The sequence below is a fragment of the Salmonella sp. SAL00653 genome (genome assembly GCF_046552515.1).
GTDB lineage: Bacteria > Pseudomonadota > Gammaproteobacteria > Enterobacterales > Enterobacteriaceae > Salmonella > Salmonella enterica.
Genome location: NZ_JBGDTY010000017.1, coordinates 18395 through 32934 on the forward strand (window position 1 = coordinate 18395; position 14540 = coordinate 32934).

Here is a 14540-nt window from a genome sequence, read left to right on the forward strand (position 1 = left end):
GTTTATCGTGATGCCCATCACTTCCCGGTAGTCCTGCCGTTGAAGCAACAAATTTCTGAGACTTGTAATGAACAGAACCGACGAACTCCGTACTGCGCGTATCGACAGCCTGGTAACACCGACCGAACTCGCGCAGCGGTATCCTGTATCGTCCTCCGTCGCCAGTCACGTTACCGACTCCCGACGCCGGATAGAAAAGATTTTAAATGGTGAAGATCCACGGCTACTGGTCGTCATTGGCCCCTGTTCGATTCACGATCTGAATGCTGCCATGGAATACGCGACGCAGCTCCAGGAACAACGCCAAAAGCATCAGGCGCGTCTGGAAATCGTCATGCGCACCTATTTTGAAAAACCGCGCACCGTCGTGGGATGGAAAGGCCTGATTTCCGATCCCGACTTGAATGGCAGTTACCGCGTCAATCATGGGCTTGAACTGGCGCGTCGCTTGCTATTGCAGGTGAACGAACTGGGAGTACCGACCGCCACAGAATTTCTTGATATGGTCACCGGCCAGTTTATTGCCGATCTGATCAGTTGGGGAGCGATTGGCGCGCGTACCACCGAAAGCCAAATCCATCGGGAAATGGCTTCCGCACTCTCTTGTCCGGTCGGCTTTAAAAATGGTACGGATGGCAATACCCGCATTGCCGTTGATGCTATTCGCGCCTCCCGCGCCAGTCATATGTTTCTCTCGCCGGATAAAGACGGACAGATGACTATCTACCAAACGAGTGGCAACCCGTATGGGCACATCATCATGCGCGGCGGTAAAAAACCGAACTACCACGCTGAAGATATTGCCGCCGCCTGCGACACGTTGCATGAATTTGATCTGCCGGAACATCTGGTCGTCGACTTCAGCCACGGCAACTGTCAAAAACAGCATCGCCGCCAGCTGGAGGTATGTGATGATATTTGCCAGCAGATTCGTAATGGCTCCACGGCAATTGCCGGGATTATGGCCGAGAGTTTTTTACGGGAAGGCACGCAAAAAATTATCAGCGGTCAACCGTTAATCTATGGTCAATCCATTACCGATCCCTGCCTGAACTGGGAAGATACGGAAGTTCTGTTGGAAAAACTTGCCGCGGCGGTAGACAGCCGCTTTTAATAGCTCGCCCATCCTGCCGGGATGGGCGTTTCTTCGATGCGTTACCCACCCTTTTCTCTACGCGCGCGTATATCACTCCACAGAATTAGCACTTGCTGTTATCGCATTAATTATTGATAATAATAATCATTGTGAGTTTGATTATTAATAAATAACATGTCGCGTATGGATAACACCGAGCTGCCTCACCCTAAGGAAATAGACAATGAAACGCTTCTCCCTGCCGCTGAACGGCGCGTCAACAGTCAGGCGCTATTAGGTCCGGACGGCAAAGTCATTATCGATCACAACGGTCAGGAGTATCTGTTGCGCAAAACTCAGGCCGGTAAGCTACTGTTAACCAAATAGCGCTCCCGCCAGCAGACGATTCTGCTGGCGTCAGGCTAACTTGAACAACTGACCTCCAGCCGCTTTCCCCACTCCGGTGGTCGGCTGGCATAGTCATCATCTCGATCGGTAAAAGGTTGACGTAAAACTTCATGCAACCAATGCAGTTCCGCCATGTCTCCCTGTTCAGCCGCGTCTATCGCGCGTTGCGCCAGCCAGTTGCGCAACACAACCGCAGGATTCACGCGTTGCATCTGCTGTTGGCGCAGCGCGTCATCCACCGCCTCTGTGCGCAATCGCGCCCGGTAGCGGTCGAACCAGGCATCGAACGCCGCGCGATCGATAAACGTATCCCGCAACGGCGAGGAGGCGCTCTGTTGCTCCGTATGGCTTAACATCCGAAATGTACGGGAATAATCACTCCCTTCGCGCGCCATCAGACTAAACAATTCATTCAGTAAAACGTTATCGTCTTTTTGCTCGGTAAAGAAGCCCAGCTTCTGGCGCATTCGCTGCCCATAGTGCGTTAACAACGCGTCCTGGTAACGATCCAGCGCTCTGTTTAACGCGTCGATCTCAATAAAAGGGGTTAACGTCTGCGCCAGACGTTGTAAATTCCACAGCGCCACCGATGGTTGATTATCGAAGCGGTAACGTCCCTGATGATCGGAATGGTTACCAATGAAGCCGGGATCGTAGTCGTCGAGAAAACCAAAGGGACCATAGTCGATGGTCAGCCCCAGAATCGACATGTTATCCGTATTCATAACGCCGTGCGAAAAACCGACGGTTTGCCACTCGGCGATGAGTCTTCCGGTACGCGCCGCCACCTCTTCAAACCACAAAACATATTTTTCCGGGACATCCTGCCATTGCGGCCAGTAATGACGAATAGCGAAATCAGCCAGTTGCTGAACTTTTTCCGGCTCACGGCGGTAGTAGAAATGTTCGAAATGACCAAAACGCATATGACTTTGCGCCAGACGCATTAACATCGCGCCCGTTTCCTGCGTCTCTCGCTGAACCGGCGTATCGCTGGCTACGATAGATAACGCGCGCGTCGTGGGAATACCCAGATAATGCATGGCTTCGCTGGCAAGACTTTCTCGTATGGTTGAACGCAGGACGGCGCGTCCATCCCCCATTCGCGAATAGGGTGTTAATCCGGCGCCTTTCAGATGCCAGTCGAGGGTCGAGCCATCCGCCAGGAGCTGTTCGCCCAGCAAAATACCGCGTCCGTCGCCGAGTTGTCCCGCCCAGACGCCGAACTGATGCCCGCTATATACCTGCGCGACAGGCGACATACCGGGTAATAAGGTTTCGCCGCCCCAAACGCCAGCGCCATTGGTAACGTCAAATAACGAAGCGGGAATGGCTAACTGCTGCGCCAGTTTGTCGTTATACCAAATCAGTCGCGCATTTTTTAACGGTGTGGGTAAAAGCGCGGTATACGTTGCTGGCAGTTCATCGCGCCAACGGGCAGTAAAAGACAGGGTCATAGGGCCTCCTGTCTTCAGTGTAGACGGTTAATCACCGGTTAAACACCGGCAAACAGAAAGGTTATCGCTGAACGAGTTTAATGAGCTGGCTTACCGGCACCGGAGGCCATAGTCCGCCCTGGAATGCGCTAAACCCCAATGGCGCTGCGCGCGCAAACATCGCCTCAGTATCAATACCGGCAATCATCAGCGACTCGCAGCTGGAGGAGATCTGGGCAACGATAGCGTGCATGAATGGTTCGAATGAGATCATTTCAGCTCGCTGCTGAATAAAATTTTTATCCAACATGACTCGTTTGAAAAGCCCATCGAAAATAGCTTTAGTCAACGCCTCGCCTGAGCCAAAATTTGCCAGCATTAATGGGAAATGCATTGCCAGATTAGCTAACGTTTCATTGTTTTTGCCCTGGTTTAACCCAGGATAATTCTCATTTATAGCTAATTCAAGAAACGGAAAGCGCGCTGCCCGGGAAAAAAGTTCGCTATCTAATAATAATAAGTCACTAATTGCAGGCGGTAAATTAAGCCATGCAATAAGTTTATGCTGAATAAAAAAGTGCTGACAGGTTTCTAACAACGCCAGTTTTTCAACAAACAGACAGTATTGTTCCTCCACCGAAAGGCGAGGCGCTACCAACTCAGTCGGCATCCGCACGGCGCCGTCTTCAGCGGCAAACGTTGCAATAATCGCCAAACCAACAAGCCAAGCGTTTTCATCCATGACGGGAAGGAAAAAGAGTTCGGAATGGTAAAGCTCATCAAGTGAAGCAATCATTACGCCAGTCCCATGGTTAGGGCGCTATTCGCCATCCAGTCACTACGGACGGAAACAGACGTAACTTCAGATACTAATTGAAGCGTCATCATTTTTCTTGTTTACCGGTGAACCGGTTCCTTTTTTTAACTTACTCTGATTATAAACCAATATTCAATCTTGTACTTTTAACAGGGCGTGAACACGCCCGTTTTTAATAAAAGTACGTTTGTAAATGCTACGGTTATATCATTATATATGATGACAACAGATGTCATAAGTTCAACCGGCGATATGTTAAAAATAGACTATAAAATTTATATCGTCTGCGAGGTTAAATTCGCCGTGCCTGCCAGAAGTTTTTTCGCCAGTACACATTATCCAGCGATGAACGCATCACGCCACGACTGGTAGAGGCATGAATAAACTCATTATTTGTATCGTAAATACCAACATGTAAACCACTTTCGCCCGAACCGGTTTTAAAGAAAACCAAATCTCCGGGCAGCAATTCATCTTTATCGATTCTGGTGCCGATTTTTGATTGTTCACGCGTATCACGAGGCAACTGCAAATCAAACTTGTCGCGCATAGTGACCACCACAAAGCCGGAACAGTCCACGCCTCTGCGACTCATGCCGCCGTAACGGTATGGCGTACCACGCCAGGACTGCAACTGATCGTTCAGACCCGCAATGACGGTAATGGAGTCTGATAATCTGGCGTTTGGCGCTGGTGCCCGATGAGTACTGCATCCTGCCAGGAACAATGCTGTGATAACAAGAAGCCAAAAACGCATGCCGCAACAATCCTCTGTTTTTATTTTGGTATTAATTTAGCGTCGAAATTACCTGCTTTTCAAGAAACGATTTTACTTAAGTGGCCGAAATGAGCATTGGATGCCCCTCGACGTCGAGTCGTCGAAAGCGCAGACCGTAGGCTTGCGCCAGATAAGAGGGGGTGAGCACCTCTTCCCGGCGGCCGCAGGCAATGAGTTTACCGCGCTTTAGTAACCAGGCTTTATGCGCATGGCGCAGCGTGTGGTTCAGATCATGGCTACTCATCACAATCGCAATTCCTGCCTGACATAAATGATGTAATACCCGATCCAGAGCGTTTTGTTGCGCAACATCGAGACTGTTCATCGGCTCATCAAGCAGCAGTAATTGACCGACCGGATTAGCGTCGGGATGAATTTGTAGTACAACGGCAGCAAGGCGAACTCGCTGCCACTCGCCACCGGAAAGCTGATTCACGCTTCGCCCCAGTTTGTCGCCCAATCCAAGCATATCGGCCACCTCGTTAAGCTGCCCGGTTCGCGTTTTATCAGGTTGATGCAATGTCAGGTAATGCCAGACCGGCATAGCGAACGGCGGATTTTGCTGTTGCGCAAGATAAGCGCGGTGTTGAGCAAGCGTTGCCGTCGCCCATGCCTCCAGCGGCGCTCCGCCAAACCTGATGCTCCCCTCGCCGGAGGTTAACCCCGCCATACGCGCCAGTAGCGTGCTTTTCCCGGCACCGTTCGGCCCGACAAGATGAAGGATCTCTCCTGCGCTTACTTCGCCGGAAAGCGGCCCCAGGCGGGTGCTCTCGGCGACATCCTTTAATTGCATCAATTGAGACATTATTTTGCCAACGCGATTTTTATGCTTTCCATCACAATAGGATCTTCAGGCGTCATATCCGGCGAAAAACGCTGTACCACCTGACCATCCCGGCCTACCAAAAATTTTTCAAAATTCCACAGAATATCATCCGGATAGAGTGGCGTACGCCCTTTGCTTACCATCCGTTCGTAAAAGCCGCTCTTCTCCGGCGCGACTGCCGTTGGCGCAGCGGCTATCAGTTTTTGATACAGCGGATGGCGCGCGTCGCCATTCACATCAATTTTACTGAACATCGGGAACGTGACGCCCCTGGTGCTGGCACAATAGGTTTTAATCTCCTCTTCGCTGCCTGGCTCCTGCCCCATAAACTGGTTGCAGGGAAAACCCAACACGACAAACCCCTGATCTGCCCACGCCTTCTGGATATTTTCCAACTGTTCATATTGCGGCGTCAGGCCACATCTGGAGGCGACGTTTACAATGAGCAGCACTTTTCCGGCGTATTTTTCAAGTGTAGTGACCTCTCCATCAATCGTCGTAACGTGAGTATTAAGAAGCGAGTTTTGCATGGTGTCTCCCTGATGTCGGTAGAATAGCGAGTTTCATCGTTAGCCTTTAATCATAGACTGCGAATGATGAAAGCAGTTGTTTACCGATGCGCTAACGCGCGGATTTGAGTAGCAGCCAGATAAACACTGGTGCCCCCAATGTGGCGGTGACCACCCCGATAGGCAGTTCAGCCGACGCCAGCGCCAGTCGGGCGACCACATCAGCCAATAGCAGGGCGATAGCCCCGGCCAGCGCGCAGCCGGGAAGTAAAACCCGGTGATCGGTTAAACCACATAAGCGCAGGATGTGCGGAATAACCAGACCGATAAAACCAATCGCCCCCGCCATCGCCACGCTGACGCCCACCATCCAGCCGGTGGCGATGACCAACAAATTGCGCCAGAACCACAGCGGCAGGCCAAGCTGCCGCGCCGAGGTTTCCCCTAGCGCCAGCATATTCAGCGGTTGCGACTGGCAACATATCCAGATCAGTACCGGGATGAGCGCAATCATTAGCCAGCTCTGCTGCCAGTCAACGCCGCCAAATCCTCCCATCATCCAGTACATTAATTGCCGCAGATCGAAAGAGGTGGAAAAATAGATAGCCCATGTCATCAGCGCGCTACAGATAATGCCCAGCGCGACGCCCGCCAACAACAAGCGGCTGGTAGAGAGATGGCGACGCGCAAAACGCAGCAGGATTAACGTAATAATGAGCGCGCCGGCTATAGCGCACAGTCCCAGCGCCCATCCTGGCAGTTGCCCCTGCCCCAGTAAGACGGCGGCAATAAGCCCAACACCGGCCCCATTCGAAACGCCGAGCAGACCCGGTTCAGTAAGTGGGTTTTCAAACAGCGCCTGCATCACGGCGCCAGATAGCGCCAGCGCAGCGCCAACCAGCAATACCGCAAGCGTGCGGGGAAGGCGAATTTGCCAGACAAACAGTTCCCCCCGGGCGCTTAACCAGTCACCGGGGGCAATCCACTGTTCGCCTGCGCATAAGCTCAGAAGTGTAGCCAGTAGCACCAGCAGTGACAGGCTCAGAAGCCAGCGAACGTTTCGTCGCTGTTGTTGGCGGGCAAAAGTCAGCATGTTATCCATTCAGCTGAAAAGAGGTAGCGTGATTTTACGGTGGGTATCCTTTACTTGAAAGAAAAAAGGCCGCAATGCGGCCTTTTTAGTTATACGGGTCATCTTTCAGGCTGACAGATACGCTGTCATCCCGCTGATCTACTTTCGGGATGGCAGCGTATCTGCCGCAATACACCCTGATGGATGTTATGCCTGGATCTGATTACTCTTCTTTGGGCGAAGCGTTTTCGACCCGGCTCTTTAACTTCTGCCCGGGTCTGAAGGTCACCACGCGCCGTGCTGTAATAGGAATATCTTCACCCGTTTTCGGGTTACGCCCCGGACGTTGATTTTTATCACGCAGATCGAAGTTACCAAAACCAGAGAGTTTCACCTGCTCACCGTTTTCCAGAGCACGACGGATCTCTTCGAAAAACAGTTCAACCAGTTCTTTGGCATCCCGCTTGCTAAGCCCAAGCTTATCAAACAGATATTCTGACATTTCAGCTTTTGTAAGCGCCATAGGTTCAATCCCTCAATGATGCCTGGAATCGCTCTTTTAATGCCTCTACACATTTGGCGACGGTAGCGGCAATCTCCTCTTCTTCGAGTGTACGGTTGGTATCCTGAAGGATCAGGCTGATAGCGAGGCTCTTATAACCCTCCGCAACACCCTTACCGCGGTACACGTCAAATAAGTTTACGCCAACTACCTGATTTACGCCAACTTTCTTACATTCGGATAAAATATCCGCTGCGGGAACGTTTTCTGCAACAACAACCGCAATATCGCGACGGTTGGCCGGGAAGCGTGAAATCTCCCGCGCCTGCGGCACGATACGGTCTGCGAGCTTATTCCATTCCAGTTCAAACACCAACGTACGACCATTCAGATCCAGTTTACGTTCCAGTTCAGGGTGAACAACCCCAATAAAACCAATACGTTCATCTTTCAGATAAATCGCCGCAGACTGTCCCGGATGCAGAGCCGGATTCATCTCCGCCTTAAACTGGATATCACCCAGTTTGCCGGTTAAATCCAATACTGCTTCCAGATCGCCTTTCAAATCATAGAAATCAACGGTCTCTTTTGCCAGGTTCCAGTGCTCATCATAGCGGTTACCGCAAATCACGCCAGCCAGCATCAGATCCTGTCGAATACCCAGATTGGCTTGTGTATCCGGAACGAAACGTAAACCGGTTTCAAAAATACGCACGCGATTCTGCTGACGGTTTTGGTTATAGACCACCGTCGCCAACAATCCGCTCCACAGAGACAGACGCATCGCCGACATCTCAACGGAGATAGGGTTTGGCAGCAGCAGCGCTTCTGCGCCTGGATGGATGAGCTGTTGTACTTTAGGATCGACAAAGCTATAGGTAATCACTTCCTGATAGCCTTTGTCGTTCAGCATGGTTTTAACCCGCTTCAACGACAGATCGGCTTCACGGTGCGTCCCCATGATTAAACCGGCCTGGATTGGCTCGTCCGGAATATTGTTATAGCCGTAAACGCGGGCAACCTCTTCCACCAGATCTTCTTCAATTTCCATATCGAAACGCCAGGTCGGCGCTACGGCTTTCCACTCGTCCTGCCCTTCGGTCACTTCACAGCCCAGACGACGCAGAATATCACTGACCTGCTCATCCGCAATATGATGCCCGATCAGGCGATCCAGTTTACTGCGACGCAGCGTAATGGTGGCGCGTTTCGGCAACGTTGCTTCGTTGCTCACATCAATTATCGGACCCGCATCACCGCCACAGATATCAAGAAGCAGACGAGTAGCGCGCTCTATCGCTTTATATTGCAGCGCTGGGTCCACCCCGCGCTCGTAGCGGTGAGACGCATCGGTATGCAGACCGTGGCGGCGAGCGCGACCGGTGATAGACAGCGGATTAAAGTACGCACACTCCAGCAGCACATTTTGCGTTTCGCCGTTCACGCCGGAATGTTCGCCGCCAAAAATACCGGCTATCCCCAGCGCCTTATGGTGATCGGCGATCACCAGCGTGTCCGCATTTAACGTCGCTTCGCTACCGTCCAGCAGGACGACGGTTTCACCCTCTTTTGCCATCCGCACGACAATACCGCCATCAATGCGATCTTTATCGAAAGCATGCATTGGCTGACCCAGTTCGAGCAACACATAGTTCGTGACGTCAACCACCGCATCGATGGAGCGAATACCGCAGCGACGCAGTTTCTCTTTCATCCACAGCGGCGTCGGCGCGTTAACATTGATGCCTTTTACCACCCGGCCAAGATAGCGTGGACACGCATCAGCAGCCTCTACCGTAATCGGCAGCGTATCGCTGATGGTTGCCGTAACCGGCGCCATTTCAAGCTCCTGGAGCGGCGCTTTGTTCAGTACCGCCACATCACGCGCAACGCCGATGATACCTAAGCAATCCGCACGGTTCGGCGTGACGCTAATTTCGATGGTATTGTCGTCAAGCTTCAGGTATTCACGGATATCGGTACCCAGCGGCGCATCCGCCGGCAGTTCGATAATGCCGCTGTGATCGTCGGAAATCCCCAGTTCGGAGAAGGAGCACAGCATTCCTTCAGACGGTTCGCCACGCAGTTTCGCCGCTTTAATTTTGAAATCGCCCGGCAGAATAGCGCCAATGGTGGCCACCGCTACTTTCAACCCCTGACGACAGTTTGGCGCGCCGCAGACGATATCCAACAGGCGTTCTCCGCCGACGTTGACTTTCGTTACACGCAATTTGTCAGCGTTCGGATGCTGGGCGCACTCAACCACTTCCCCAACCACAACGCCATTGAAGCTTCCCGCGACCGGCTCAACGCCGTCTACTTCCAGGCCAGCCATCGTAATCTGGTTAGCCAACGCATCGCTATCAATTGCCGGGTTAACCCACTCGCGTAACCACAGTTCGCTGAATTTCATTGTTTTATCCTGCCTTTATTTAAACTGTTTGAGGAAACGCAGATCGTTTTCGAAGAATGAACGCAGGTCGGTGACGCCGTAACGCAACATGGTCAGACGTTCCATCCCCATACCAAAAGCGAAGCCAGAATAGATTTCCGGATCGATACCGACATTACGCAGCACATTCGGATGCACCATCCCGCAGCCCAGCACTTCCAGCCATTTGCCGTTTTTACCCATCACATCCACTTCCGCAGAAGGTTCGGTGAACGGAAAATAAGAAGGACGGAAGCGAATCTGCAGATCCTCCTCAAAGAAATTACGCAGGAAGTCGTGCAGCGTACCTTTGAGGTTGGTGAAGCTGATGTTGGTATCAACAATCAGACCTTCCATCTGATGGAACATCGGAGTATGCGTCTGGTCGTAGTCATTACGGTATACACGGCCCGGCGCAATAATACGGATCGGCGGTTGCTGCGCTTTCATCGTCCGGATCTGGACGCCAGACGTCTGGGTACGCAGCAGACGGGTCGCGTCAAACCAGAAGGTATCATGATCGGCGCGGGCCGGGTGATGACCCGGAATGTTTAACGCATCGAAGTTATGGTAGTCATCTTCAATTTCCGGGCCAGTCGCAACGGTAAAACCAAGCTCGCCGAAGAAACTTTCAATACGGTCAATGGTACGCGTGACCGGATGCAGACCGCCGTTCTCAATACGGCGCCCCGGCAGGGAGATATCGATGGTTTCAGCGGCCAGACGGGCGTTAAGCGCTGCGCTTTCCAGCTCGGCTTTACGCGCGTTAAGCGCCTGTTGTACCTGCTCTTTCGCGGCGTTAATGACTGCCCCGGCTGCCGGACGCTCTTCCGGCGGCAGATCGCGTAGGGTCATCATCTGAAGGGTTAAATGCCCTTTCTTGCCCAAATATTCGACGCGTACATTGTCTAACGCGGCAACATCTGACGCCTGGTTAATGGCGGCCGCTGCATTGGCAACCAGCTCTGCGAGATGTGACATGGTTTTCCTCATTGTGTCGGTGAAGACACCGGTTCATTGGACGTAATCTCTCGATTTCAGATACAAAAAAAGCCTCCATCAGGAGGCTTTTTTGCGCTGTTTTTCGTTTCGTTTTTCACGCGCTAGCCTCCTGGAATCAGGTGCTAAAGTAAAAAAAGAAACGGAAAATAGCAGCGTTCATGCTTGCGTTACCTTATGTGGTAAAACCGAATATCCTTTATTGAAAAGGGTTACAGGTCAATTGTCAACTCACTGAACAGTAAATAAAAGAGAGGGAGCCAGCCTCCCTCTTTTCACTGGCTTATGCCAGAGCTGCTTTCGCTTTTTCAACCAGCGCGGTGAACGCGACTTTGTCGAATACGGCGATATCAGCCAGGATCTTACGGTCGATTTCAACAGAGGCTTTTTTCAGGCCGTTGATGAATTTGCTGTAAGAAATACCGTTCTGACGTGCTGCTGCGTTGATACGCGCAATCCACAGTTGACGGAACTGACGCTTACGTTGACGACGGTCACGGTAAGCATACTGACCAGCTTTGATAACTGCCTGGAAGGCAACGCGGTATACGCGAGAACGCGCACCGTAGTAGCCTTTGGCTTGTTTCAAAATTTTCTTGTGACGTGCGCGTGCAATTACACCACGTTTTACGCGAGCCATATGTGCTCTCCTGTATCTATTCTAATTAAAAAGTTAAAAACGTTAACGGCTTATGCGTACGGCAGGCACGCGATAACCAGGCCCAGATCGCCTTTAGAAACCATGGCTTTCGGACGCAGGTGACGTTTACGTTTAGTCGCTTTTTTGGTCAGAATGTGACGCAGGTTAGCGTGCTTGTGCTTAAAACCACCTTTACCGGTTTTTTTGAAGCGCTTAGCAGCACCGCGTACGGTCTTAATTTTTGGCATTTTAATAACTTCCACTTCGCATTGTTAATAAACGAAACATAGGCGAACAAAACCTGTGAAGCCCGAAGGCTTCACAGAATTGTTACTTGAAGGCCTTACTGTTTCTTCTTAGGAGCAAGCACCATGATCATCTGACGGCCTTCGATCTTCGTTGGGAAGGATTCGACCACTGCCAGTTCTTGCAAATCGTCTTTCACGCGATTAAGCACTTCCATACCGATTTGCTGGTGGGCCATTTCACGACCGCGGAAACGCAGCGTGATTTTGGCCTTATCGCCCTCTTCGAGAAAGCGAATCAGGCTGCGGAGTTTTACCTGATAGTCGCCTTCATCTGTCCCAGGACGGAATTTAATTTCCTTCACCTGGATAACTTTTTGCTTTTTCTTCTGTTCCTTAGAAGACTTACTCTTTTCATAGAGGAATTTACCGTAATCCATTATACGACAAACCGGCGGCTCGGCGTTAGGGCTGATTTCGACTAAGTCTACTCCGGCTTCTTCAGCTTTTTCCAGAGCTTCTCTCAGACTCACAATACCAAGCTGCTCGCCTTCCAGACCTGTTAAGCGAACTTCTTGCGCGCGAATTTCGCTATTAATACGATTCGGACGCGCCGTTTGAACTCGTTTTCCGCCTTTAATACTTTATTCCTCCAGTTGTTGAAGACTGCGGCTGCGAATCTCTTGTTGCAGCTTCTCAATCACGTCATTTACGTCCAGACTGCCCAGGTCTTTACCGCGGCGGGTGCGAACGGCAACTTTGCCTGCTTCCACCTCTTTATCACCACAGACCAACATATAAGGGACACGACGTAAAGTGTGCTCGCGGATTTTAAAGCCAATCTTCTCATTTCTCAAGTCTGCTTTTACACGAATGCCCGCATTTTGTAGTTTCTGCGTCAATTCGTTAACGTATTCAGACTGCGAATCGGTAATATTCATCACGACTACCTGAACAGGCGCGAGCCATGTCGGGAAGAAACCAGCGAACTCTTCGGTCAGGATACCGATGAAGCGCTCCATCGACCCAAGAATCGCACGGTGAATCATTACCGGCACCTTACGCTCGTTGTCTTCGCCTACATAGGAGGCGCTCAGACGAGACGGTAAGGAGAAGTCCAGCTGTACTGTACCGCACTGCCATGCACGATCGAGGCAGTCATATAAGGTAAATTCAATTTTCGGACCGTAGAATGCGCCTTCACCCAGTTGATACTCAAACGGGATATTATTTTCTTCCAGCGCAACCGCCAGATCCGCCTCAGCACGATCCCACATCTCATCGCTGCCGATACGCTTGTCAGGACGAGTGGAAAGCTTGACGACGATCTTCTCGAAGCCAAAGGTGCTGTACATATCGTAGACCATACGAATACAAGCGTTAACTTCATCGCGGATCTGCTCTTCGGTGCAGAAGATATGCGCATCATCCTGCGTAAAGCCGCGTACGCGCATCAGACCATGCAGCGCGCCTGATGGCTCGTTACGGTGGCAGCTACCGAATTCCGCCATACGCAGCGGCAAATCACGATAGGATTTCAGACCCTGGTTAAAGATCTGAACGTGGCCCGGGCAGTTCATCGGCTTGATGCAATATTCGCGGTTTTCTGAGGATGTGGTGAACATCGCATCTTTATAGTTGTCCCAGTGCCCGGTTTTTTCCCACAGCACACGGTCCATCATGAACGGGCCTTTAACTTCTTGATACTGGTACTCTTTGAGTTTAGAACGAACAAAGACCTCCAGCTCGCGGAAGATAGTCCAGCCGTCGTTATGCCAGAACACCATGCCCGGCGCTTCTTCCTGCATATGATACAGGTCGAGCTGCTTACCAATTTTACGGTGGTCGCGTTTTGCGGCCTCTTCCAGGCGCTGCAGATAAGCGTTCAGGGCTTTTTTATCTGCCCATGCCGTACCGTAAATACGCTGCAGCATCTTATTATTGCTGTCACCGCGCCAGTATGCGCCAGCAGTTTTCATCAGTTTAAAGTGATGGCAGAAACGCATATTCGGCACGTGCGGACCACGACACATGTCGACATATTCTTCATGATGGTACAAGCCTGGCTTATCATCATGGGCGATATTTTCATCAAGAATAGCGACTTTGTAAGTCTCGCCGCGCTTCACGAAGGTTTCGCGCGCGTCATGCCAGCTCACCTTTTTCTTGATAACGTCGTAATTTTTCTCGGCGAGCTCATGCATCCGCTTTTCGAGCGCTTCGACATCTTCCTGAGTTAGCGTGCGGTCAAGATCAACGTCATAGTAAAAACCGTTGTCGACAACCGGGCCGATCGCCATTTTCGTGTGCGGCCAAAGTTGCTTGATTGCGTGACCTAACAGATGCGCGCAAGAGTGACGAATGATCTCCAGACCCTCTTCATCTTTTGCGGTGATGATGGCAAGCGTCGCATCATTTTCAATCAGATCGCAAGCATCAACCAGCTCGCCATTCACACGGCCCGCAATGGTGGCTTTCGCCAGGCCAGGACCAATGTCCAGAGCAACATCCATCGGGCTTACAGGGTGGTCATAATGGCGTTGGCTGCCATCAGGAAGAGTAATAACAGGCATGTAATATCCTTATTTGCAGTGGTGACCCATACGCAAGATCACATACAAAGAGAAAATGAATTTATTGACAGTGAGTTGTGTATCCATCTAGCCAACCATTGCTAAATTGGCGCACAACCTTCGACACAAACGAAAATCGCTATTTTCGTCCGGCATGACGATGGTAACACTAAAAAAAGGGAGATTGCATCACTCTGTAGCAAATCAAGAGCCTTGACAGGATTTCTCC

General features: G+C 51.2%; 16 protein-coding genes and 1 other annotated feature. Of the genes, 2 read left to right on the top strand and 14 right to left on the bottom strand.

The genetic code is table 11. The features are described 5' to 3' along the window. The first annotated feature begins 67 nt into the window (after positions 1–67). Together aroH and hemP are read left to right on the top strand one after the other, a co-directional pair. A complete protein-coding gene (gene aroH, locus ACLJRU_RS18345; RefSeq protein ID WP_001082197.1) occupies positions 68–1114 on the top strand; it encodes a 3-deoxy-7-phosphoheptulonate synthase AroH in 1047 nt (348 codons plus the stop codon). A 156-nt stretch (positions 1115–1270) separates the two neighbouring features. Then, on the top strand, positions 1271–1462 hold the full coding sequence (gene hemP / locus ACLJRU_RS18350) for a hemin uptake protein HemP (protein WP_000089115.1): 192 nt from the start codon (positions 1271–1273) through the stop codon (positions 1460–1462). Positions 1463–1497: 35 nt separating this feature from the next. Here hemP and selO read toward each other — a convergent pair whose 3' ends face one another. The 14 genes from selO to thrS all read right to left on the bottom strand — a co-directional run bounded on the left by selO (position 1498) and on the right by thrS (position 14311). After that, entirely contained in the window at positions 1498–2940 is a 1443-nt protein-coding gene (gene selO, locus ACLJRU_RS18355; protein ID WP_023234909.1) for a protein adenylyltransferase SelO, read from the bottom strand. Positions 2941–3001: 61 nt separating this feature from the next. Then, on the bottom strand, positions 3002–3715 hold the full coding sequence (gene ydiV, locus ACLJRU_RS18360) for an anti-FlhDC factor YdiV (RefSeq protein ID WP_023234908.1): 714 nt from the start codon (positions 3713–3715) through the stop codon (positions 3002–3004). A gap of 313 nt (positions 3716–4028) precedes the next feature. Then, a complete protein-coding gene (locus ACLJRU_RS18365; protein ID WP_001213256.1) occupies positions 4029–4493 on the bottom strand; it encodes a C40 family peptidase in 465 nt (154 codons plus the stop codon). Positions 4494–4569: 76 nt separating this feature from the next. Beyond that, positions 4570–5319, bottom strand: a complete 750-nt coding sequence (gene btuD / locus ACLJRU_RS18370; RefSeq protein ID WP_000080607.1) for a vitamin B12 ABC transporter ATP-binding protein BtuD — start codon at positions 5317–5319, stop codon at positions 4570–4572. After that, the gene (locus ACLJRU_RS18375; RefSeq protein WP_001539881.1) at positions 5319–5870 is read right to left on the bottom strand and encodes a glutathione peroxidase; all 552 of its coding nucleotides are present in this window, start codon (positions 5868–5870) and stop codon (positions 5319–5321) included. Before ACLJRU_RS18375 ends, btuD begins: the two co-directional genes overlap by 1 nt. A 91-nt stretch (positions 5871–5961) precedes the next feature. Next, entirely contained in the window at positions 5962–6942 is a 981-nt protein-coding gene (gene btuC / locus ACLJRU_RS18380) for a vitamin B12 ABC transporter permease BtuC (RefSeq protein WP_000954987.1), read from the bottom strand. A gap of 202 nt (positions 6943–7144) precedes the next feature. Beyond that, positions 7145–7444 carry an integration host factor subunit alpha gene (gene ihfA / locus ACLJRU_RS18385; protein WP_001229266.1) on the bottom strand — a complete coding sequence of 100 codons (300 nt, stop codon included), beginning with the start codon at positions 7442–7444 and terminating at the stop codon, positions 7145–7147. 4 nt (positions 7445–7448) lie between these two features. After that, complete coding sequence (pheT, locus tag ACLJRU_RS18390; RefSeq protein ID WP_023234907.1) at positions 7449–9836, bottom strand: phenylalanine--tRNA ligase subunit beta; 2388 nt, start codon at positions 9834–9836, stop codon at positions 7449–7451. Positions 9837–9851: 15 nt separating this feature from the next. Then, complete coding sequence (gene pheS / locus ACLJRU_RS18395) at positions 9852–10835, bottom strand: phenylalanine--tRNA ligase subunit alpha (RefSeq protein WP_001539878.1); 984 nt, start codon at positions 10833–10835, stop codon at positions 9852–9854. A gap of 62 nt (positions 10836–10897) precedes the next feature. Then, positions 10898–11021 (bottom strand) — a sequence feature (Phe leader region). Beyond that, complete coding sequence (gene pheM / locus ACLJRU_RS18400) at positions 10972–11016, bottom strand: pheST operon leader peptide PheM (RefSeq protein ID WP_001386830.1); 45 nt, start codon at positions 11014–11016, stop codon at positions 10972–10974. It overlaps the preceding feature by 45 nt. Positions 11022–11136: 115 nt before the next feature. Beyond that, positions 11137–11493 (bottom strand): 50S ribosomal protein L20, encoded by a 357-nt coding sequence (rplT, locus tag ACLJRU_RS18405; RefSeq protein ID WP_000124850.1) that lies wholly within the window; start codon positions 11491–11493, stop codon positions 11137–11139. Positions 11494–11543: 50 nt separating this feature from the next. After that, complete coding sequence (rpmI, locus tag ACLJRU_RS18410) at positions 11544–11741, bottom strand: 50S ribosomal protein L35 (RefSeq protein ID WP_001124225.1); 198 nt, start codon at positions 11739–11741, stop codon at positions 11544–11546. Positions 11742–11836: 95 nt separating this feature from the next. Next, on the bottom strand, positions 11837–12379 hold the full coding sequence (infC, locus tag ACLJRU_RS18415) for a translation initiation factor IF-3 (RefSeq protein ID WP_001574431.1): 543 nt from the start codon (positions 12377–12379) through the stop codon (positions 11837–11839). A 3-nt stretch (positions 12380–12382) separates the two neighbouring features. Beyond that, positions 12383–14311 (bottom strand): threonine--tRNA ligase, encoded by a 1929-nt coding sequence (thrS, locus tag ACLJRU_RS18420; protein WP_001144215.1) that lies wholly within the window; start codon positions 14309–14311, stop codon positions 12383–12385. Between the last annotated feature and the right edge of the window lie 229 nt (positions 14312–14540).

Bases quoted from the DNA above. Each gene is read 5' to 3' on its own strand.
- aroH (WP_001082197.1), top strand. From the start codon at position 68: ATGAACAGAACCGACGAACTCCGTACTGCGCGTATCGACAGCCTGGTA.
- hemP (WP_000089115.1), top strand. From the start codon at position 1,271: ATGTCGCGTATGGATAACACCGAGCTGCCTCACCCTAAGGAAATAGAC.
- selO (WP_023234909.1), bottom strand. From the start codon at position 2,940: ATGACCCTGTCTTTTACTGCCCGTTGGCGCGATGAACTGCCAGCAACG.
- ydiV (WP_023234908.1), bottom strand. From the start codon at position 3,715: ATGATTGCTTCACTTGATGAGCTTTACCATTCCGAACTCTTTTTCCTT.
- ACLJRU_RS18365 (WP_001213256.1), bottom strand. From the start codon at position 4,493: ATGCGTTTTTGGCTTCTTGTTATCACAGCATTGTTCCTGGCAGGATGC.
- btuD (WP_000080607.1), bottom strand. From the start codon at position 5,319: ATGTCTCAATTGATGCAATTAAAGGATGTCGCCGAGAGCACCCGCCTG.
- ACLJRU_RS18375 (WP_001539881.1), bottom strand. From the start codon at position 5,870: ATGCAAAACTCGCTTCTTAATACTCACGTTACGACGATTGATGGAGAG.
- btuC (WP_000954987.1), bottom strand. From the start codon at position 6,942: ATGCTGACTTTTGCCCGCCAACAACAGCGACGAAACGTTCGCTGGCTT.
- ihfA (WP_001229266.1), bottom strand. From the start codon at position 7,444: ATGGCGCTTACAAAAGCTGAAATGTCAGAATATCTGTTTGATAAGCTT.
- pheT (WP_023234907.1), bottom strand. From the start codon at position 9,836: ATGAAATTCAGCGAACTGTGGTTACGCGAGTGGGTTAACCCGGCAATT.
- pheS (WP_001539878.1), bottom strand. From the start codon at position 10,835: ATGTCACATCTCGCAGAGCTGGTTGCCAATGCAGCGGCCGCCATTAAC.
- rplT (WP_000124850.1), bottom strand. From the start codon at position 11,493: ATGGCTCGCGTAAAACGTGGTGTAATTGCACGCGCACGTCACAAGAAA.
- rpmI (WP_001124225.1), bottom strand. From the start codon at position 11,741: ATGCCAAAAATTAAGACCGTACGCGGTGCTGCTAAGCGCTTCAAAAAA.
- thrS (WP_001144215.1), bottom strand. From the start codon at position 14,311: ATGCCTGTTATTACTCTTCCTGATGGCAGCCAACGCCATTATGACCAC.